Consider the following 20,605-nt stretch of genomic DNA (forward strand, 5'->3'; position numbering starts at 1 on the left):
GCCGCCGCTGACGTTGTCGTAGGCGCCGGACGTGTGGCCTCCGTTACTGACGTTGAAGAAACCCGAGGCGCCCTTGCCGCTGTTTCCATAGCCCGAGTTCGGGGCGTCGACGTCACCCGCGCCGCCGAAGCCGGTGTTGAGGTTGCCGGAGTTGAACGCGCCGGTGTTGGTGTCGCCGGCATTGCCGAAACCGGTATTGACGTTGCCCGAATTGAACAGGCCTGAGTTACCACCGAACCCGTTGCCGGAGTTGAAGCTACCGAAGTTGTAGCCGTTCCGGAGTTGAACTGGCCGACATTCTGCCCGCCACCGGAGTTGAAATCGCCGGCGTTGTGCCCCAGTCCGGAGTTGAGGCTGCTGGCGTTGCTGCCATCACCGGAGTTGAACATGCCAAAGTTCAGGGGACTGGAGTTCGCGATGCCGGTGTTGACGTCACCCGCGTCGAAAAAGCCGGTGTTGATGTCGCCGAAGTTTCCGAAGCCGAAGTTTGCGATGCCGGAGTTGCCGGCGCCGATGTTGCCGGTGCCGGAGTTGAAGAAGCCGATGCTGTTGGTCCCGGAGTTGAACAACCCGATGTTGCCGAGCCCCGAGTTCAGGGCGCCGATGCCCACCTGGTTGTCGCCGGTGAGCCCAATGCCGAAGTTGTTGTTGCCGGTGTTGCCGAATCCGATGTTGCCATTTCCGGTGTTGCCGAATCCGACATTGTTGTTTCCCGGCATGCCCCGGCGCCGGAATTTCCGCTGCCGATGTTGCCGCTGCCGATGTTGCCGCTGCCGAGATTGTCGCTGCCGGTGTTTCCGCTGCCCAGATTGGCGTAGCCGATGTTGCCGCTACCCAAGTTCGAGCTGCCCTGATTGCCGGAGCCGAAGTTCAGGTCGCCGGTGTTGCCCGAGCCGAAGTTCTGACTGCCGGTGTTGCCCGAGCCGATGTTGGTGCTGCCGGTGTTGCCCGACCCGACGTTGTTGTTGCCGGTGTTACCGCTGCCGAAGTTGGTGTCGCCGCGGTTGCCCGAACTCACGTTGCTGTTGCCGGTATTGCCCATCCCCAGGTTGGCGTCCCCGCGGTTTCCCGGCCCCAGGTTGAGATTTCCGCGATCGCCGCCCCCGGTATTCAGGTTCAGGCCGGTTTCGGCCGCGATCGCCTGGGCGGCAGCAGCCGGCAGTTGCTGCCACGACGACAGCTGCGCAGCGATTGCGGACACCCCGCTGTAATAGCCGGCCATTGCCGCCACCTCGGCGGCCCACATCTGTTTGTAGAGACCCTCGGCGGCGGCGATCGCGGGGGCGTTGAGCCCAAACCAGTTCGAACGCACCAACTGTACGAACGCATTACGGTTGGCCGCCCCCTCCAGAGGGTGAATAGTGGCACCATGCGCGGCTTCGAACACCGACACGACCGCACGCACATGGGCGGCCGTCCTCTCGGCGCGGGCCGCCGCAGCGCTCAGCCAGGCGGCATACGGGGCCGCCACATTCGTCATCGCCATCGCGGCCGTCCTTGCCACGCCTGGCTGGTCAATGTCGCGGTCACCGCGCCGAAAGCGGTTGCGGGCCGAGTCTAATTCGCTGGCCAGCCCGTCCCAGGCCACCGCAGCTGAGGCCATCGGTCCGGAACTCGCCCCCCGCGTACATCAGCGCCGAGTTGATCTCCGGTGCCAACACCGAAAAATTCACCAGCACAACTCCTTTCCGTAGGTCACGCAAACTACCGACGGTTCTCGTGCTGCCAGGTTTCGGGCAGCATGGGCAAACTGGGACCGGCACCGAACTCGTCGAGAACCATAGTGGAGGCAGTTGGTGCCGGGGTTGGGCATGAACCGCTGAAACACGTTCTAAACGCCAACACTGTTAATTACTGCACCGCCAGCTTCAACACACGCTTCGCATTAATGTCCTGGCTGACAACCGAATCCGTGACGTAGACGTTGCCAGTAGTGTCCACCGCCACATGGGTCGGGAGGTGGAGACCGGTGAACGGCAATACGGTTGGAGTGCCCGAGCCCGCCGCCAGCTTCAGCACCCGATCGTTGAACTCATCGGCGACGTAGACGTCACCGGCGGCATCCACGGCCACACCCATGGAGCTTCTTAGGTTGGGAAACGGCAGCACAGTTGGGGTGCTTGAGCCCGCCGCCAGCTTCAGCACCCGAGAGCGGTTGGTTGCGTCGACGAGGTAGACGTTGCCAGAGGTGTCCACTGCTACACCCCGTGGGTATTCGACGTCACTGAACGGCAGGACTGTCGGGGTGCCCGAGCCCGCCGCGAGTTTCAGCACCCGTTCGTTGTCCATGTCGGAGATGTAGAGATCACCGGCGCTGCCCACTGCCATGCTCTGTACGTTGCCGAGGCCAGTGAAGGGCAGGACGGTCGGGGTTTCCGAGCCCGCCGTTAGTTTTACCACCCGACGGTGGTCGAATTCGCCGTCGATAACGTAGAAGTTGCCCGCCGAGTCAACCGCCACTCGTCCGGGGTAGTGGAGGCCGGTGAACGGCATCACGATCGAGGTTTCCGGGTCGGCGGCCAGCTTCAGCACCCGATCGTTGAAGATATCAGCCACGTAGAGGTGGCCGGCTGTGTCCACCGCTATACCCGCTGGGTCGTTGAGTCCGGTGAACGTGAGCGTGACTTGGGCGCGGTATGTCTGTCCGTGGTGCTGGGTGCTGCTGGTGGATGATGTCATGTGGGAATTGGATGGCATGATGTGCGGATCGCTTAGCTTGAGGATGACGTAAGCGACGGCGATGCCAACCACCGACAGGAAAACAGCCGTGATGACGATGGCCTGTCGGCGCCACCAATGGCGCTGTGGCTGAGCAGGTACCTCGCCGCTCATTAAAACCAGCCTTCTGTAGAGCTTAGCTGCGCGCCACCCGCTGCACGCGTTTCCGGTAGGCCAGCAACTGCTGGGGTACCCGGCACATCAAAGGCCAACTCACACAGACGATCCGCGTAAGATTCGAGCCCGTCGAGAACCTCGGCGATCTCCTCAAACGAACTTGATGTCATTAGCAGTCAGGGGCGCGGTGTCCGCTGTGCGGATCCGTTTCCCCATCCCCCTTTCAATCCGTGCGTGCGGTTTTCCCGCACACGGCTCACCGATAATCTTCTGGACATGGTCACACGGCCTTCGGGTAGCGGATGGTGCCGCGGAGCCGGTGCAAGCCGTGCCCGTTAAACCACTCCTCGGTCCACTGATCGACGTGTCCAGCACGCAGGTTACGGCCCGGCTTCTTGACCATCAAGCGAAACAATCGCCACACCACGTACCGGTCGATCTGGGTGAACTTGTCGGCGGCGTTGCCGGTGCGAAAGTAGTTGCCCCAGCCCCGCAGAATCGGAGTCAGTTCCGCGATCACGTCGCGAATGTCTGCTCCGACCCGGTTGCGCCCGGTGCGGTCACGAGCCTTGTCTCGCAACCGGGACATGGCCGTTTGGCTGGGCCAGCGGTGCAAGTAGTAGCGGATGATCCGCTTCTGCTGCCACAGTCGCCCTGACATGCGCGCCCGGAAATGACAGCCCAGAAAATCCAGGCCCTCACGTCCCTCGCGCAGGTCGACCACCTTCGTCTTGTCCGGACGCAGCCGCAACCTCAACGACGCCAGGATTTCTCCCACCGCCGCCAAAGCGTGCTCGGCCTGTGCCGCGCTGCGGCACAACACCACACCGTCATCGGCGTAGCGCACCAACTCGCCCAGTCCTCCAAGGCTTTTCATCATCGGCTTATAACCCTTGGTCTTTGCCCGACGCAGGCCAGGCAGACGGGTCTCTCCTGTTTCGAACCAGACTGTGTGCGCGTGCCGCCGCCCATACCCTTGAAAGACCCGACGAACTAACCCCGGACCACGGCTCGCCGGACATGGCCTTTGCCGTGACATGAGCGGCTCGGCTCTCCCGTTGTAGATCTGACGATGCTGCAACGTTCGCTTCACGCTACGGCCCACGCACTTGCTCCCTCCGAAGAGGCTCTTGACATCCCGCTCAGCCCGCCACCTCTCGGCGACGAACCGGGGGGCCTGCTACCCGGCGCTCCGGTACCTACCGGGATGGGACTTCCACCCGCTAGTCCAGTCCAACTCTCAGGACGCAACATGCCCCGGTTCTACGAAGCACACCGACACCAATCCGAACCCAAAGACGCACCTGTGCACAAACATTCAACTGTGGATAAGTCCACATCCGGCGAGCGCTACAGCGTCTCGTCCAGCTCCCCGAGCCGGTCGGTGAGCCGCAGGTTCTCCGAATAGTCCACCGGACAGGAAATGATGGACACGCCGTCGTCATCCAGCGCCGTCCGCAGCGTTGGCAGCAGATCCTCGGCGCTTTCGATCCGATATCCCTTGGCGCCGAAGCTTTCCGCGTAGCGCACCACGTCCGGGTTGCCGAATGAGACGTGGTGGTGCTCACCGAGCTCGAGGTCCATCTTCCACTCGATCAGCCCGTAGCCGCCGTCGTCCCAGATCAACACCACCAGCGGAATCTTCTCCCGCACCGCGGTTTCGATCTCCTGCGAATTCATCAGGAACGCACCGTCGCCGACCACCGCCAGCACCTTCGCGTCGGGCCGGGCGAGCTTCACCCCCAGCGCCCCGGGCAGCGCAAAACCCATGGTGGACAAGCCGTTCGAGATCAGGCAGGTGTTGCGTTCGTAGGTCGGATACAGGCGTGCCATCCACATCTTGGTGGCTCCGGTGTCCACCAGCACCACGTCGTCGCGCCCCAGCGCCTCCCGGGTATCGGCGACCAGCCGCTGCGGCGTCACCGGGAAACGCGAATCCTGTTGCCCGCGAGCGAATTCCTCTTCCAGCAGTCCGGACCCGGGAACCTCGTTGTCGTCGAAGCGCTTCCCGTCCAGGGCATCGGTGAGTTCGTTCAGCGAGTCGGTGATGTCGCCGATGATCCCCACCTCGACGGTGTAGTTCGCGTCGACCTCGGCCGGGAACCGGTGGACGTGCAGAATCTTCTTGTCGCCCTTGGGATTGATGCGGGACGGATCGAACTCCTGCAGTTCGTATCCGACTGCGATGACGACGTCGGCGTTGTCGAATCCGAAGTTGACGTAGTCGTGCGTCATGAAGCCCAGCGTGCCGATGCTGTTGGAGTGATCGTCGGGCATCACGCCCTTGCCGTGGAAGGTGTTGGCCACCTTGATGCCAGTCTTTTCCGAGAAGCGGACCAGCGCCTCGGTGGCGTCGCTGCGGGCGGCGCCATGCCCGGCGAGTACCGCCGGACGCTGCGCGTTGCGCAGGATGTCCACCGCGCGGGCGATCTGCCGCGGCGCCGGCGCGTCGGCGCGAACGACCCTGCGCGGCAACGGCGTCAGGTCGTAGTCGTCCTCGTCCTGGTCGATGTGTTCGGGCACCGCCAGGTAGACCGCGGCCGGGCGTTCGGTCTCGGCGGTCTTGAACGCCTTACGGACCATCTCCGGGATGGCGCGCGCGGTCGGGATGTCGGCAGCCCACCGGGTGATCGGCGCGTACATCGACACCAGGTCCACGTACTGGTGCGACTCCTTGTACTCGCGATCCTGGCCGACCTGCGCCGAGATCGCGACCACCGGGGTGCTGTTGGTGGTGGCGTCGGCGACGCCGAGCTGCATGTTGATCGCCCCCGGCCCCAGCGTCGCGGACACCACCCCGGCGCGACCCGTGACGCGGCCGTACATCTCGGCCATGAACGCCGCGGCCTGCTCGTGCCGGGTCAGCACGTAGCGGATGTCCGACGCGGCCAGCGCCTGGATGAGACGGATGTTCTCCTCCCCCGGTATCCCGAAGACGAACTGGACTCCCTCGTTCTCCAGGCACTTCACGATCAGCTCAGCCGCTGTGCTCATCCGCTGGACCTCCCCGACTCCACTTCGCCACTGTTAGTGGCAGGCTAGATATAGGACAGGTTTCTTGTACCCACCAGACGAAGGATTCAGCGTGCCTATCGCCACCATCAACCCGGCCACCGGGGAGACAGTCAAGACCTTCGACCCGGCCACCGACGACGACGTCGACGCAGCGATCGCCCGCGCGTACGAGCGCTTCCTCGACTACCGGCACTCCACCACCTTCGCGCAGCGCGCCGAATGGGCGAACGCCACCGCCGACCTGCTGGAGAAGGAGGCCGACGACGTCGCGGCGATGATGACCCAGGAGATGGGTAAGACGCTGTCCTCGGCCAAAGCCGAAACGTTGAAGTGCGCCAAGGGTTTTCGCTACTACGCCGACAACGCCGAAAGGTTGCTCGCCGACGAGCCGGCCGAAGCCTCGAAGGTCGGCGCGAAGCAGGCCTACGTCCGCTATCAACCGCTCGGCGTGGTGCTGGCCATCATGCCGTGGAACTTTCCGCTCTGGCAGGCCGTCCGCTTCGCCGCGCCGGCGTTGATGGCGGGAAACGTCGGGATCCTCAAGCACGCCTCGAACGTGCCGCAGTCCGCGCTGTATCTGGCCGACGTCATCTCCCGCGGCGGTTTCCCGGACGGCTGTTTCCAGACGTTGCTCGTCCCGTCGGGTGCGATCGAGCGCATCCTGCGCGATCCGCGCGTCGCGGCCGCCACCCTGACCGGCAGCGAACCGGCCGGGCAGTCCGTCGCCGCCATCTGCGGTGACGAGATCAAGCCGACCGTGCTCGAACTCGGGGGCAGCGACCCGTTCATCGTGATGCCGTCCGCGGAGCTGGACGAGGCCGTCACCACCGCGGTCAAGGCCCGCGTCCAGAACAACGGCCAATCCTGCATCGCCGCAAAGCGTTTCATCATTCACACCGACATCTACGACTCGTTCGTGGACAAGTTCGTCGAACAGATGCAGGCGCTCAAGGTCGGCGACCCCACCGATCCGGACACCGACGTGGGTCCGTTGGCCACCGAGTCCGGCCGCGACGAGATCGCCCAGCAGGTCGAGGACGCGGTCAAGGCAGGTGCGAAGGTCCGGTGCGGCGGAGAACGCCCCGACCGTCCGGGCTGGTTCTACCCGCCGACGGTCATCACCGACATCAGCAAGGACATGCCGCTGTACAAAGAGGAGGTGTTCGGCCCGGTGGCCTCGGTGTACCGCGCCGCCGACATCGACGAGGCGATCGAGATCGCCAACGCCACCAGCTTCGGGCTCGGATCCAACGCCTGGACCAACGACGAAGCCGAGCAGCAGCGCTTCGTCGACGAGATCGAGGCCGGCCAGGTGTTCATCAACGGCATGACGGTGTCCTACCCCGAACTCGGCTTCGGCGGCATCAAGCGGTCCGGGTATGGCCGCGAGCTGGCCGGGCTGGGCATCCGCGAGTTCGTCAACGCCAAGACGGTGTGGGTGGGCTGAGGCCCTCGGCGCGAGCAGACGCAGAATCGCACGCGAACTCGCGTTTTTATGCGATTCTGCGTCTGCTCGCGGTAGGCGGTTCGCGGTTCGCGGTACGCGGTACGCGGTACGCGGTACTAGGGGATCAGACCGCGGCCAGCGCGCGCTCGTCCTCGTCGGCGAAGTCGTCCTCGAGCTGCACGGGCGAGTAGTCCAGGTCGATCTCGCCGATCGGGCGGCCGCGGGCGCTGCTGATGGTGCCGAACCGGCGCATGCCCTTGTCGGTGGAGTACGCCAACATGTCCTCGGGCGACAGATCGAACGGCGGAGGGTCACCGTAGAGGGCGAAACCCTCCTCGGTGAGCCGCAGCGCCATCGGGATCAGCTCGTTCATCCGCGCTTCGAAAACACTCCAGTTGCTGTCGTCGGCGGCCACGTGCCGGCGGCAGGTGAACGTGCCCCACGCCATGTGGCGTCGTTCGTCGTCCCCGATGCGCCGCACCAACTCCTGCATCCCGGGCAGGATGCCGCGTTCCACGCAGATCTTGTTCCAGGCGTAGTAGCCGGTCAGCGCCAACATGCCTTCGACGATGTGGTTGTAGGTGACCGAGGCCCGCACCTGGGCCGCCGGCGACGGGTCGTCGGTCAGCGCGTTCAGACACTCGGGCAGCACGTCGTAGAAGATCTGCCGGTAGGTGGGCAGGCCGTCCAGATACGGGTGCAGATCCTCGGTCATCCCGACCGCGTCGAGCCACATCCGGAACACCTGGACGTGCTTGGCTTCCTCGAACGCGAACTGGGTCAGGTACATCTCGTCGCCCAGCCGGCCCTCGGCGCGCATCGCCGCCATGAACGGCTGGATGTCCTCGGTCACCGCCTCCTCGCCCGCGATGAACTGGGCGCACAGCCGGGTGGCGTAGTCGCGCTCGTCGTCGGTCAACTTCTCCCAGTCGGCCCGGTCGCGGGAGAAGTCGATGTCGGCCGGATTCCAGAATTTCGCGTTGCCGCCGGCGAACAGCTTGAGCGGCAGGCTGTCCCAGTTGAGACCGCCCGCCACCATCGAGCCGGAGTGTGTGCGTGTCATGGAATCTCCTCTGATCGGGCCGGGGCTGGGACGGGCGAGAACGCCGCGGACAGCACCGCGACCAACCTGCGCACCGCCAGCGCCGGCTGTTCGGGCGATGGCTCGTCGAGACCGAGCACCGGGTCCAGGCCGTGGATGTAGGGGGCCAGCGCCAGGTGCGGGAAGATCATCAGCAGCAGTGACAACAGCGCGTCGGTGTCCGCGTCCGCACGCAGATCCCCCCGCCGGTGCGCCTCGGAGACCAGCGGACGCAGCACTTCCAGGTAGTGGCGGTGCAGCACCTTCTGCACGCTGACGCGGGCGTCGGCGTCGACCTCCAGGGTCGCGGCGGCGTGCAACGAACGCTCCCGGGGATGCTCGGCGTAATAGGCCACCCAGGCGTCGAGCAGGTCGGTGAGAAAGTCGAAGAAAGGCCGACTGGGGTCGAGTTCGCGGATGACCAACTCGACGTAGGTTCGCACCCGCTGGCTGGCGACGTCGGCGATGAACGCGTAGAGGTCGCGCTTGTCGGCGAAATACTGGAACAGGCTGCCCTTGGCGACCCCGGCGCGACGGGCGATGACATTCAGGCTGCCGTTGGAGAAGCCGTGCGCGCCGAACTCGGCCTCGGCAGCCTCGATGACGGCCGCTCGACGAGCCGGGTCGACACGAGCCCAGGTAACGGTCGGCATGCATCCCCCTTGTTGATATGACCACTGGTCATTTTACTGTGAGCCAGTTCACAGTCAAGGGGTACGGTCGGCGTCAGGGGCGCATTTGGTACGCGCCGTTAAGCGGCAGGACGTGCTGGGTCCAGACCTGGTCATAACGCGCGCGCGACGTTCGGTAAGTGGGCGTAGCTGGCAAATGACGCTCGCCAGTCGTGGAAGCGCACCTTGCCCAGACCCCCGGTGGGTCCCTGGTTGAACAGGAACGTGTCATCCGCGTCGTCGTCACGCCTACCGATCAACGGCAGCGCGGCGTCGGGGGCGAACAGGAAGTTGGGCATGAACTTGGCCAGCAGCCCGATGTTGATGTGGACGGTGCCCTCCAGCCGGGGCAGCAGGCCGATCTCGCGGGCCACGGTCTCGAAGAAGGTGTCCTTCTCCACACCCTTGGCCGCGATCACGTCCCACAGTGCGGTGATCACCCGCTCGCCCTCACCGGTGACCTTGGCCTTGACCAGCGGGCTGTACAGCAGATAGCGGCGGTCCTCGGCCGAGGCGCTGCGCATGTAGTCGCTGGCGCGGGTGGCGACAAGCCGCATCGCGACCAGCCGGACGTAGGAGTCGGTGAGCAGCCGTCGCACATGGCTGAAGTCGGTGACGACCGTGCCGTACAGGTGCCGGTTGGCGGCGTGGGTGATGGATTCGTAGAAGGCGTGGGTGCACATGCCGATCGCGCCCCAGCCCAGGTTGTACTTGCAGACGTTGACGGTGTTCAGCGCGGCGTGGAACGCGCCCATGCCGCGGTGCAGCAGGTCGGCTTCGGTGACCGGGTAGTCGCGCAGCGCGTAGTTGGCGACGTAGTTCTGCGAGTTGACGACGTTCTTCTTGCATTCGTACCGGTCGTGCTGGGAGTCGGCGGCGAAGAAGACGTACTCGTCGGTCTTGTCGATCTTGCCGAAGGTGGAGACCATCCGGGCCACATTGGCGTTGCCGATGTAGTACTTCTCGCCGTTGGCGACCCAGCCGTGTTCGGCCTCGGTGAGGATCATGTCGGTCTGATAGACGTCGGCGCCGTGGGTCTGCTCGGACAGGCCGAACGCGAACACCTCACCCTGCTCCAGCTGCGCCGCGGCCTTGCGCTTGGCGTCCTCGTTGTCGCTCATCCAGATCGGGCCCAGACCGAGCGCCGTCACCTGGAACGGGTACCAGTAGCTCAACCCGTAGAAGCCGATGATCTCGGCGAACTCGCTGATCCGGTAGGTGTCCCAACGGCAGTCGTCCGCGCCGTATTCGGACGGGGTCAGCAGGGAGGCAAAGATGCGCTCGCGGGCGATGTGGTCGAGAAACTCGGAGTACCAGGCACGTTCGTGGTCGTCGTGCTTGAGCTTCGCCTTGCCGCGGTTCTCGAAGAAGTCCACCGTGGCCTGCATGATCTCGCCCGAGCGGGCGTCCGGGTACTTGCGTTGCAGGTTATTGGGGTTGAGCAGCATGAGCGCACCGTACTGCAAACGCCTCTGTCGGCGGACCGGCTTGGCGACCTAGCATCAGTGACGTGTCAGCACTCAATACCGCCCGCGGCGCCATCGACACCGGCGACCTCGGCGTCACGCTCATGCACGAGCACGTGTTCATCATGACCACCGAGATCGCGCTGAACTATCCCGAAGCCTGGGGCGACGAAGACCAGCGGGTGGCCGACGCCGTCACCCGGCTCAACGAACTCAAGTCCCGCGGCGTGGACACCATCGTCGACCTGACCGTGATCGGGCTGGGCCGCTACATCCCGCGCATCGCCCGCGTCGCCGCACAGACCGAGCTCAACATCGTCGTCGCGACCGGGTTCTACACCTATAACGACCTGCCGCTGCGCTTTCACTACACCGGCCCGGGCACGCTGCTGGACGGCCCGGACGTGCTGGTGGACATGTTCGTCCGCGACATCGAGCAGGGCATCGCCGACACCGGCATCAAGGCCGGAATCCTCAAGTGCGCCACCGACGAACCCGGCATCACCCCCGGGGTGGAGCGGGTGCTGCGCGCGGTTGCCCAGGCGCACAAGCACACCGGGGTGCCGATCTCCACCCACACCCACGCCGGATTACGGCGCGGGCTGGAACAGCAACGCATCTTCGAAGAGGAAGGCGTGGACCTGAGCCGGGTGGTCATCGGGCACTCCGGGGACAGCACCGACGTCGGCTACCTCGAAGAGCTCATTTCCGCCGGCTCCTACCTGGGCATGGACCGATTCGGCATCGACGTCATCCTGCCGTTCGAGGAGCGCGTCGACATCGTCGCCAAGATGTGCGAGCGCGGGCACGCCGACAAGATGGTGCTCTCGCACGACGCCAACTGTTACTTCGACGCGCTGCCCGAGGACATGCTCGCCGTCGCCGCCCCGAACTGGCATTACCTGCACATCCACAACGACGTCATCCCGGCGCTGAAAGAGCGCGGCGTCACCGACGAGCAGCTGCGCACCATGCTCGTCGACAACCCGCGCAAAATCTTCGACCGGCAGGGCGCCTATCAGTGAGCGTCCCACCGATCGGAACCCAGCTCTCCGGGCTGGCCGCGCTCGCCCCCGATGCGCCCGCCGTCAGCTGCGACGGGCACACCATCACCCGCGCCGAACTCGACACGTCGACCAACCGGCTGGCCCGCGCCTATGCCGAACGCGGCGTCGGCGTCGGCGACTACGTCAGCATCGTGTTGCCCAACTCGATCGAGTGGGTGCAAGCGACGGTGGCGTGCTGGAAGTTGGGTGCCGTCCCGCAGCCGCTGTCGCCGCGGATGCCGGACGCGGAGTTCGAAGGTCTGCTGGCGCTCAAGCCGCGGGCGCTGCTGATCGGCCGGGACGACCCCGGCGGCCGGATTCCAGGCGTGCCAACCGGTTTCCTACCCGACGGATTCTCCGACGAGCCGTTGCCCGAAGCGGTGTCGCCGTGCTGGAAGTCGTTGGCTTCGGGCGGCAGCACCGGACGGCCCAAGCTGATCGAAGCCGGCGGCGACAGCCGGATCCCGCCGGCGATCGGCCATCCGCTGGGCGCGCAGGAGGGCGACGTCAACCTGGTGCCGGTGCCGCTCAGCCACAACACCGGGTTCAGCACCGCGACCATCGCGCTGCTGATGGGCCACCACCTGGTGCTGCTGCCGCGGTTCGATCCGCACGAATTCCTGCGGCTCATCGCCGAGTACCGGGTCACGTTCGTCACCGCGGTGCCCACGATCATGCAGCGGGCGCTTCCGGTCTACAACGCCGACCCGGACGCCTACGACCTGTCCTCGATCCGGCGGTTCTGGCACGTCGGCGCCCCGTGCCCGCCGGCGGTCAAGGAAGCCTGGATCAAGCTGCTGGGACCCGAGGCGCTGTGGGAGCTCTACGGCGGCACCGAACTGCAGGCGCTGACGTTCATCAACGGCGAGCAGTGGCTGGCCCACCCGGGTTCGGTCGGGCAGGTGGTCACCGGGCAGATGAAGGTGCTCGACGACGACGGCAACCCGTGCCCGCCCGGGGTGATCGGCGAGATTTACATGCGGCCCAACCCGGGCAGCGCCGCCACCTACCGCTACGTCGGCGTCCGGGCCAAGAGCCGCGACGGCTGGGATTCGCTGGGCGACCTGGGTTATTTCGACGCCGATGGCTTCCTGTACCTGTCCGATCGGCGGGTCGACATGTTCACCGTCGGCGGCCGCAACGTCTACCCGGCCGAGATCGAGAACGCGCTGTCCGCCCACCCGGATGTGTTGTCCTGCTTGGTCGTCGGCGTTCCCGACGAGGATCTGGGACAGGTGCCCTACGCGCTGGTGCACACCGTGCCCGGTTCGGGTCTGGACGAGGCGGGTGTGCAGTCGTTCGTCGGCGAACGGCTCGCCCATTACAAGGTGCCGCGCACCGTGGAGTTCGTCGACACGCCGTTGCGCGACGACGCGGGCAAGGCGCGTCGCACGGCGGTACGTGACGTCGTGGTCGCGCGGTTGCAGACTTAGACCATGTTTGCCCTGGAATACTCCGCGCTCAGCGACGTCGGTTGCGAACGAAGCAACAACCAGGACCGCTGGGGGGCCGATGCCGACCAGTTCCTGTTCATGGTGGCCGACGGCGTGGGCGGCAGCCGCGACGGCGCGCTGGCCGCCCAGACGATGGTCGACGTACTGCCCAACTACGTCTCCCACCACATTCCGCTGGATCAGCGCGACGAGCCGGATGCTCCGGAGCGGCTGGGGCGCGCTGTCTCCGAGCTCTCCGATCACCTGCACGCCAAGTCGCAGGCCGACGCGCGCTACCAGGGCGCCAACAGCACGCTGGTGACCGTGGTGATCGCGGGTCCGCGCGCGCTGGTGGCACACCTCGGCGACAGCCGCGCCTACCTGCGACGCGACGGCCAACTGCAACGGCTCACCCGCGACCACACCCTGGTTCAGGCGCTGGTTGACGCGCACCAGGTCGACGCCGCGGACACCGGGCGGCACAAGGCGCGCAGCGTGGTGACCAAGTACATGGGGATGAAGCCACCGGCGCGGGCGGATTCCAGCGCTCTGGAACTGCGGGCCGGGGACCGGATCCTGCTGTGCAGCGACGGGTTGCACGGCGTCGTCAAGGAGCCGGAGCTGGGCCGGATCCTGGACGAAAACCCCGCTCCCGGTTACGCCTGCGCGGCGTTGATCGCCGCGGCACGGGAAGGCGGCGGGCCGGACAACATCACCGCGTTGGTGATCAACGTGTCCCCCGCCGCGTAGGGGGACGCGAGAGTCCTCATATGTACGCCGAAAGCCGCGTTGCGGCGTACATATGAGCGCGCTCGGCGCCGGGTGTGGCTAGGTGTTCTTCACAGCTAGGGCGCGATCGCGTCCGCCTCGCGGTCTTGCGGCTCCCCCGGTTTCGCGCGTTTCTCCCAGCGGCGCAACGCTTCCCGGCATGGCGACTCGACCAGCGCGTAGCTCACCGCCGCGATCGCGAAGCCGAACACCAGCGTCAGCGTCAGCACCGTCGGCATCCGCCCGTCGAACGCGAAGGCGCCGATCACCGGAAACACCATGTCCAGCGCGGCCAGGTGCCAGATGAACAACCCGTACGACCAGCGGCCCAGCGTGACCATCAGCGTGCTGCCCAGCAGCCGGTGCGGGGTGTCGGGACGGTCCAGGACCAGCGGCGCCACCAGCGCGAACGCCACCACCGCGCCCATCGCTGTCTTCACCGAGAACTGTGACGCGGTGCTGGTCACCAGGCCCGCCGGGCCGGCCAGCGGCGAGGCAGCCACCAGGTAGGCGCCCACCGCGAGCACCGCCATCAGCACCCGGCGGCGGGCCAGCCGGTGCACCCGACCGATGGGGCTGTGCACCAACTCGGCCAGCACCATGCCCGCGGCGAACCAGGAGAAGAACGCCGGCGGCCAGTTCAGCGGATTGGCGCCCGGGCCCCGTCCGAGCGCGTCCAGCGGCAACCACCCCCACGCCAAACTGAGCACGCCTACCGCCGTGATCGCCGGCACCCGCGCGGCGACCGGAAGCCGGCGCGCCAACAACGCCAGAGCCGGCAGAGCCAGATAGAAGCCGACCTCGACCGACAGGCTCCACATTTGGGTGAGCCCGCCGGTCAGCGTCAGCGGCACGTAGATCTGGGTCAGCGTCAGGTTGGCCAGCCACACGGTCAAGTTGGCGTGATTGGAGTCCGGCAGCAGGGTCAGGATCACCACCACCGCCACCAGATAGGCCGGCATGATGCGGACCACCCGCGACCGCAGATAGTGACCGGTGCGCGGGCGCGGTTTGAGGTTGCGCGCCGCCGCCGCGTGCCCGCGCCACAGCAGGAACCCCGACAGCGCGAAGAACACCGCGACGGCCAGATCGAACCGCCCGAACAACCGGCCGTCCACCCCGCTGGAGTGCCCGGTCTGGAAGGCGACGTGCGTGACCACCACGCCCATGGCCGCGCAGGCGCGCATGCCTTCGACGGCGGGCAGGAAACTGCGGGTGCCGCCGACCTGTTGGGCATCGGTCACGGTCACAGTCTGCCTTCGGTCCGGTTGTCCCTTAACCGCTGCTGTTAGGGTCAATCAAGTCTGCCGCACTGGTTGCGAATCCTTGGACCTATAGGAGGTCACTGCAACGTGAATCGAGCAGTCATGTTGCGTATCGCCGCTTGCGGCACCATCGGACTCGGAGCCGCGCTGCTGATCGCGGCGCTGCTGCTGTCGACCTACACCAGCAGCAGGATCGAGAAGATTCCGCTCAACATCGACGCGACGCTGATCAGTGAAGGCAACGGAACCGCGCTGGACGCGGCGTCGCTGTCCGGTGAGCGCGTCGTGGTCAACCAGAACGTGCCGCTGGTGTCCCAGCAGCAGGTCAGTGTCGAGCTGCCGGCCAACGCGCAGGTGGTCACCCTGCAGGTCGGGTCGTCGCTGCGGCGCAGCGACAAGCAGAAGGACAGCGGTTTGCTGCTGGCCATCGTCGACAACGTGACGTTGAACCGTAAGAGCGCCGTCGCGGTCGCCGACGATACGCATCCGGGCGGCTCGGTGCAGAAACCGCGCGGATTCGGCGACGAGAGCCCGCCGACACCGATCCCGCTGCGCCACGAGGGCCTGTCGTACCGATTCCCGTTCAACACCGAGCGCAAGACCTACCCGTACTTCGACCCGATCGCACAGAAGGCGTTCGACGCCAACTACGACGGCGAAGAGGACGTCAACGGTCTGACGACCTACCGCTTCACGCAGACCGTCGGGGTCAACTCCGAAGGCAAGCCGGTGGCTCCGGTCACCTACCCGTCGCTGTATGCCGGCGAAGAGGACCGCAAGATCACCACCAGCGCCGGCATGTGGGGTGTGCCCGGGGACCCGGCCGAGCAGATCACCATGACCCGCTACTACACCGCCAAGCGAGTCTTCTGGGTGGATCCGGTCACCGGCACGATCGTCAAGCAGAGCGACCAGGCCCACCACTACTACGCCCGCGACGGGCTCAAGCCCGAGGTGACGCTGGTGGACTACAAGGTGACCTCGACCCCGGAGACAGTCGAATCGCAGGTCAACTCGGCCCGTGACGAGCGCGACCGGCTGGCGTTGTGGTCACGGGTGCTGCCGATCACGCTCACCGCGACCGGGTTGATCGCGCTGATCGGCGGCGGGGTGCTGGCTTCGTTCAGCCTGCGCACCGAGAGCGCCCTGACCGATCCGGGCCTGGACCGCGACGACACCGACTTCCTGCGTCGGGTCGGCCTCGAGCCGCCGGTGCCCGGGGCGGAAGCGGTGACGGAGAAGATTCCCGCTCAGCGGCCGGATCCGCCCGGTGAGCCGCCGCCGGATCCGCCCCAGCTGGATGCGGGTGCGTCGGCCCCGACCGAGCCGGGACCACCCGAGCCGCCACCGCCGGGCCCGACCGAACGGGGCTAATCGCCGTGCGGGCCGGCTGGGCCCGGCCGGCGTATGCGTTGCTGCTGGCGCTGTTGGTGGCCGCGCCGTTGCTGGGACCCGGCTACCTGCTGCTGCGCGACGCGGTGTCCACGCCGCGGTCGTATCTGTCCGACGCCGCGCTGGGGTTGACCGCGGCCCCGCGCGCGACGCCGCAGGATTTCGCGCTGGCGCTGGCCTCTCGCGCTGTCGACGGCGGTGTGCTGGTGAAGGCGCTGCTGGTGTTGGGGCTGTGGCTGGCGGGCTGGGGAGCGGCGCGGCTGGCGGCCGTGGTGCTGCCCGAGGCGGGGCTGGCCGGCGGCTTCGTGGCCTGCACGCTGGCGGTGTGGAATCCCTATGTCGGCGAGCGGTTGCTGCAGGGCCATTGGAGTCTGCTCCTCGGCTATGGATGTCTGCCGTGGGTGGCCTCGGCCATGGTGGAGCTGCGCTCGGATGCTGGGTGGCGGGGCATGTTGGGGTTGGCGTTCTGGACCGCGCTGGCCGGGTTGACCCCGACCGGGTTGCTGCTGGCCGCGGTTGTGGCGTTGGTGTGTGTGGCGGTCCCGGGGCAGGGACGTCCGCGGTGGTGGTGCGGGGCAGCGGCCTTGGGCTGTGCGGTGCTGGGCGCGCTGCCGTGGCTGACGGCCGCGGTGCTGGGCCCGTCGTTGGATGGCACCGATACGGCCGGGGTCGACGTGTTCGCCCCGCGCGCCGAGCCGGCTCTGGGCACCCTGGGCAGCCTCGCCAGCCTGGGTGGCATCTGGAACGGCGAAGCGGTACCCGCTTCGCGGACAACGCTTTTCGCTGTGGTGTCGGCGGCGGTGCTGCTGGGCGTGGTGGCGGCCGGGCTTGCGGTGGTGGCGCGACGACCGGCGGTGGTTCCGTTGTTGGTGTTGGCCGGGGCGGCGGTGCTGGTGCCAGCGTTGTTGGCCACCGGTCCGGGTCTGCATGTGTTGCGCTCGTTGATCGAGGCGGTGCCGCCCTCGGGGGTGTTGCGCGACGACCAGAAGTGGGTGGCGCTGGCGATGCCGGGGTACGCGCTGGCCGGTGCGGGCGCGGTGGTGACGTTGCGGCGCTGGTTGCGGCCCGGCGTGGCGGCGCTGGTGTGCTGCCTGGCTCTGTTGCTGGCGTTACCCGACCTGGCGTGGGGGGTGTGGGCAAAGGTGACGCCGGTGCACTACCCGCGGGCTTGGGCGGCGGTGGCCGCACGGATCGACAGCGAGCGGGGCCCGGTTGCGGTGCTACCCGCGGGGACCATGCGGCGCTTCGCGTGGTCGGGGCCGGCGCCGGTGCTCGACCCGCTGCCCCGCTGGGTTCGCTCCGAGGTGTTGACCACCGGCGATCTGGTGATCTCCGGGGTGACGGTGCCTGGGGAGGGCGCGCACGCGCGGCGGGTGCAGGAGTTGCTGCTGTCCGGGCCGGAACCGTCGGCCCTGACATCGGCCGGGGTGGCGTGGCTGGTCGTGGAATCCGGCACCCCCAGCGACATGGGGTTTGCTGATCGCACGCTCGCGCAGCTGACACCGGTCTACCAGGACCGGGACCTGACGCTGTATCGGATCGGCGGGAGCAGCGCACCCTTGACTGCTGCCCGCCGCGGCGCCGTCGTGACCGCGCACCTGGCCTGGCTGGCGATGTTGCTGGTGGGAGGGGCGGGCACGCTGTGGACGCGGCGGCGGGTGGCTACGACAACGCCTCGATAAGTTCACCCACGGTGTGGCTGGCTTCCAGCGGGTGACGCAACCGCCCCTTGGGGTTGAGCGTGTACACGTTGCGACGGCCGGCCTTGGATTTGACCAGGTAACCCTCGTCCGTCAGGTCCGCCAGGATCGTCTGGACGGACCGCTCGGTGATGCCGATGCGCAGTGACAATTCCCGCGCGGTCAGGGACTGACCGGCCGAGACACACAGCAGCACATGGCCGTGGTTGGTCAAAAATGTCCAACCACGGTCGGAGCCACCGGGTTTGCTCGGCACGCCCACCATTTTACTCGCGGTGAGTTTTCGCGTAAATGACTTCGTTAATTCATACAACCGAAACATCGTGCGTTTTCACGGGTCGCGACTCTTGCCAGACTCATACGAAAAGGTATTGATGAAGAAAATTTCGTTCAATAGCCTTCGTTCAGGGCGCCGAAGCCCGCTGACCACTCCCCGGAACACCGACGCTGAAAGCGACCTTCCGATGACCATCGACACCGACCGCGAGCGTCCGTTCTCGTCGCCACGGACGCTGCTCGGCTATTGCGCGTCCCTGGCCTTCATCGCGGGTTTCGTCAACGCCGTAGCCATCTCGATCCTTGCTTTCCCGGTCGGCAACCTGACCGGGGTGACGACTCAGTTGGGTATGAACACCGCCAACCCGTGGCTCTACGAAGGCCATCTGCTGGTGGCGATCCTGATCGGCTTCTGGCTCGGTGCCATCGCGGCCGGAGCCGCACTCGGCACCGCGCAGCACCCGCGGGCGCCGCACCACGCGACCGTGCTGACCATGGAGGCAATACTGCTGATCATGGCCGCCTTCGGGGTCGAAGAGACGCCGCTGAAGGCGGGTATCGACGCACTGGGTGTCGAACAACCCGTCATACAGGCGCTATTCGCCGCCGCAGCGCTCGGCATGCAGAACGGGTTGACGTCCAGCTTCCGCGGGATGGCCATCCGCACCACCCACTTCACCGGCACCGTCACCGACCTCGGCCTGATGCTCGGACGCATCCGCCGGCACGGCGTGGAGAAGTGGAAGGCGGCGGTCCTGACCGCGACGCTGGTGCTCTTCCTGGTGGGTGGCGCCGCCGGGATCCTGATCGGAGCGCGGGTCGGCGGTTACGCATTGCTCGTGCCCGCGGCGTTCTGCGTCGTCATCGCGACGTCGTATTCGCTGCACACGCGGCGGGTCCGGGCCGCCTTCCCGGTGCGACGAATCGCCGAAATGGCCACGGCCAGTGCGTGAATCCCAGGCCGACGGGCGCTAGGTCCTAGACCAGACCACTGACCCGTCCGCCGGCCTGCACGGCTTCCAGCACCGTGCGCATCGCGTCGGCACTTTGCCGCCAGGAGAATTCCACACTGCGTGCCTGCGCCTTGGCGCCCAGTTGGTCGCGCAGCACCGGATCGCGAAGCAGCTCTTCCAACCGATCGAGCAGCCCGGCCCGGTCGTCGACCAGCATGCCGGTGACCCCGTCGATGATCGAATCGGACAGACCTCCGGAGGATCGGTACCCGATCGTGGGGACACTGTGCTGCCCCGCCTCGACCACTGCCAGGCCCCATCCCTCTTTGCGCGACGGCAGCACATGCACCCAAGCACGTTGCAGCAGAAGGTGTTTGGTGATGTCGTCGACGTGCCCGTGGAATGTCACCGCGTCGGAGATGCCGAGCCGGTGTACGTGGTCGACGAGCCGCCGGCGCCACCATCCGTCGCCGACGACGTCGAGGTGCAGACCCGGGATCCGGGCCCGCAATCCCGCCACCGACTCCAACGCGTCCTCGATCTGCTTGTGCGGCACCAGCCGGGACAACACCACCACGCGCGGCGCGGCCGCACGCGGGGACGACAACGTCTGCGCAGGTGCCTCGTCGAGGCCGTTGCGTACCACCGCGATTCGCTCGCTGTCGACGCCGAGGGCGACCAGATCCCGCACCGACGGCAGCGACACCGTCACGTACTGATTGCGCCGGTGCAGCAGCGGTGACAGCGTCGACTCGACGAACCAGCCGACCCGGGACAGCACCGGTCCGGCCACCGGCCACTGCTCGCGGTGACAGTGGTGCACCAGCACCACGACCCGCCGTCCATAAAGGAGCCGCGCCAGGAACGGCAGGCCGTTCTGGGTGTCGACGACCACGTCGGGACGGACGTCACGCAGCGGTCCCAGACCGAGTCGGGCCAGGGCCATCGCCAGCATCGCCCAGACGTAGACGGTGTAACGGCCCCCGGCGCGGTCGATGTGCACGCCGTCGACGACTTCGGTGCGGGGGGCGCCGGGGTAGCGCGCGGTGCGCAGCGTGACGCGAATGCCGCCGGCGGCCAGTTGTGCGCCGACGCGCTGCAGATAGGTCTCGCTGCCACCGCCCTGGGGGTGCCCGGTATCGCGCCAGCACAGCAGCAGTACGGAGCGCAGCTCAGACATCGCCCACCAGCCTAGGTGGCGATCGCGAGCGCGGCGGAGCCGGGCGATCGCGAGCGCAGCGAGCCGGGCGCTGCGGG

The 20,605-nt window shown here is 66.8% G+C and carries 15 protein-coding genes and 2 pseudogenes; 7 read left to right on the top strand and 10 right to left on the bottom strand.

Annotated features, from left to right (window positions below; all coding sequences use genetic code 11):
• Positions 1 to 144: 144 nt before the first annotated feature.
• The 4 genes and pseudogenes from AC5Y47_RS11010 to AC5Y47_RS11025 all read right to left on the bottom strand — a co-directional run.
• Positions 145 to 1,603, bottom strand: a pseudogene (locus tag AC5Y47_RS11010) (PPE family protein); the annotation flags it as partial.
• Positions 1,604 to 1,851: 248 nt separating this feature from the next.
• Complete coding sequence (locus tag AC5Y47_RS11015; protein WP_499943999.1) at positions 1,852 to 2,832, bottom strand: NHL repeat-containing protein; 981 nt, start codon at positions 2,830 to 2,832, stop codon at positions 1,852 to 1,854.
• 283 nt (positions 2,833 to 3,115) lie between these two features.
• Positions 3,116 to 3,712 carry a group II intron maturase-specific domain-containing protein gene (locus AC5Y47_RS11020; protein ID WP_499944000.1) on the bottom strand — a complete coding sequence of 199 codons (597 nt, stop codon included), beginning with the start codon at positions 3,710 to 3,712 and terminating at the stop codon, positions 3,116 to 3,118.
• A 473-nt stretch (positions 3,713 to 4,185) separates the two neighbouring features.
• Positions 4,186 to 5,829: an acetolactate synthase large subunit gene (locus tag AC5Y47_RS11025; RefSeq protein ID WP_499944001.1), complete on the bottom strand. Its 1,644-nt coding sequence runs from the start codon at positions 5,827 to 5,829 to the stop codon at positions 4,186 to 4,188.
• A 91-nt stretch (positions 5,830 to 5,920) separates the two neighbouring features.
• Here AC5Y47_RS11025 and AC5Y47_RS11030 point away from each other — a divergent pair, with 91 nt between their 5' ends.
• Positions 5,921 to 7,297 carry an NADP-dependent succinic semialdehyde dehydrogenase gene (locus AC5Y47_RS11030; protein WP_499944002.1) on the top strand — a complete coding sequence of 459 codons (1,377 nt, stop codon included), beginning with the start codon at positions 5,921 to 5,923 and terminating at the stop codon, positions 7,295 to 7,297.
• A 124-nt stretch (positions 7,298 to 7,421) separates the two neighbouring features.
• Here AC5Y47_RS11030 and AC5Y47_RS11035 read toward each other — a convergent pair whose 3' ends face one another.
• From AC5Y47_RS11035 to AC5Y47_RS11045, 3 genes and pseudogenes are all read right to left on the bottom strand, one after another.
• Positions 7,422 to 8,360, bottom strand: coding sequence for a R2-like ligand-binding oxidase (locus AC5Y47_RS11035; protein WP_499944004.1), 939 nt, complete (start codon positions 8,358 to 8,360; stop codon positions 7,422 to 7,424).
• Positions 8,357 to 9,031 (bottom strand): TetR/AcrR family transcriptional regulator, encoded by a 675-nt coding sequence (locus AC5Y47_RS11040; protein WP_499944005.1) that lies wholly within the window; start codon positions 9,029 to 9,031, stop codon positions 8,357 to 8,359. Before AC5Y47_RS11040 ends, AC5Y47_RS11035 begins: the two co-directional genes overlap by 4 nt.
• Positions 9,032 to 9,174: 143 nt before the next feature.
• Positions 9,175 to 10,497, bottom strand: a pseudogene (locus AC5Y47_RS11045) (acyl-CoA dehydrogenase family protein); the annotation flags it as partial.
• 62 nt (positions 10,498 to 10,559) lie between these two features.
• On the opposite strand from AC5Y47_RS11045, the gene AC5Y47_RS11050 reads away from it, so the two are divergent.
• The 3 genes from AC5Y47_RS11050 to AC5Y47_RS11060 are packed head-to-tail and all read left to right on the top strand — an operon-like array spanning position 10,560 to position 13,744.
• A complete protein-coding gene (locus tag AC5Y47_RS11050) occupies positions 10,560 to 11,540 on the top strand; it encodes a phosphotriesterase family protein (protein WP_499944006.1) in 981 nt (326 codons plus the stop codon).
• Positions 11,537 to 12,994, top strand: coding sequence for an AMP-binding protein (locus AC5Y47_RS11055; RefSeq protein WP_499944007.1), 1,458 nt, complete (start codon positions 11,537 to 11,539; stop codon positions 12,992 to 12,994). Before AC5Y47_RS11050 ends, AC5Y47_RS11055 begins: the two co-directional genes overlap by 4 nt.
• Positions 12,995 to 12,997: 3 nt before the next feature.
• Positions 12,998 to 13,744 carry a PP2C family protein-serine/threonine phosphatase gene (locus AC5Y47_RS11060; protein WP_499944008.1) on the top strand — a complete coding sequence of 249 codons (747 nt, stop codon included), beginning with the start codon at positions 12,998 to 13,000 and terminating at the stop codon, positions 13,742 to 13,744.
• Between the two features lie 95 nt (positions 13,745 to 13,839).
• Here the strand turns inward: AC5Y47_RS11060 and AC5Y47_RS11065 are convergent, their stop codons facing one another.
• A complete protein-coding gene (locus tag AC5Y47_RS11065; RefSeq protein WP_499944009.1) occupies positions 13,840 to 15,012 on the bottom strand; it encodes an acyltransferase family protein in 1,173 nt (390 codons plus the stop codon).
• Positions 15,013 to 15,114: 102 nt separating this feature from the next.
• On the opposite strand from AC5Y47_RS11065, the gene pgfA reads away from it, so the two are divergent.
• The gene (pgfA, locus tag AC5Y47_RS11070) at positions 15,115 to 16,401 is read left to right on the top strand and encodes a cell envelope lipid trafficking protein PgfA (protein WP_499944010.1); all 1,287 of its coding nucleotides are present in this window, start codon (positions 15,115 to 15,117) and stop codon (positions 16,399 to 16,401) included.
• A gap of 5 nt (positions 16,402 to 16,406) precedes the next feature.
• On the top strand, positions 16,407 to 18,101 hold the full coding sequence (locus tag AC5Y47_RS11075; protein ID WP_499944011.1) for an MmpA family trehalose lipid delivery protein: 1,695 nt from the start codon (positions 16,407 to 16,409) through the stop codon (positions 18,099 to 18,101).
• Here AC5Y47_RS11075 and AC5Y47_RS11080 read toward each other — a convergent pair.
• A complete protein-coding gene (locus AC5Y47_RS11080) occupies positions 18,082 to 18,375 on the bottom strand; it encodes a helix-turn-helix transcriptional regulator (protein ID WP_499944012.1) in 294 nt (97 codons plus the stop codon). The genes AC5Y47_RS11075 and AC5Y47_RS11080 overlap by 20 nt on opposite strands.
• A 208-nt stretch (positions 18,376 to 18,583) precedes the next feature.
• Here AC5Y47_RS11080 and AC5Y47_RS11085 point away from each other — a divergent pair, with 208 nt between their 5' ends.
• Positions 18,584 to 19,348, top strand: a complete 765-nt coding sequence (locus AC5Y47_RS11085) for a YoaK family protein (protein WP_499944013.1) — start codon at positions 18,584 to 18,586, stop codon at positions 19,346 to 19,348.
• 25 nt (positions 19,349 to 19,373) lie between these two features.
• On the opposite strand, the gene AC5Y47_RS11090 is transcribed toward AC5Y47_RS11085, so the two are convergent.
• On the bottom strand, positions 19,374 to 20,528 hold the full coding sequence (locus AC5Y47_RS11090; RefSeq protein WP_499944014.1) for a glycosyltransferase family 4 protein: 1,155 nt from the start codon (positions 20,526 to 20,528) through the stop codon (positions 19,374 to 19,376).
• Positions 20,529 to 20,605 lie beyond the last annotated feature (77 nt).

Source organism: Mycobacterium sp. NGS22 (assembly GCF_059813095.1).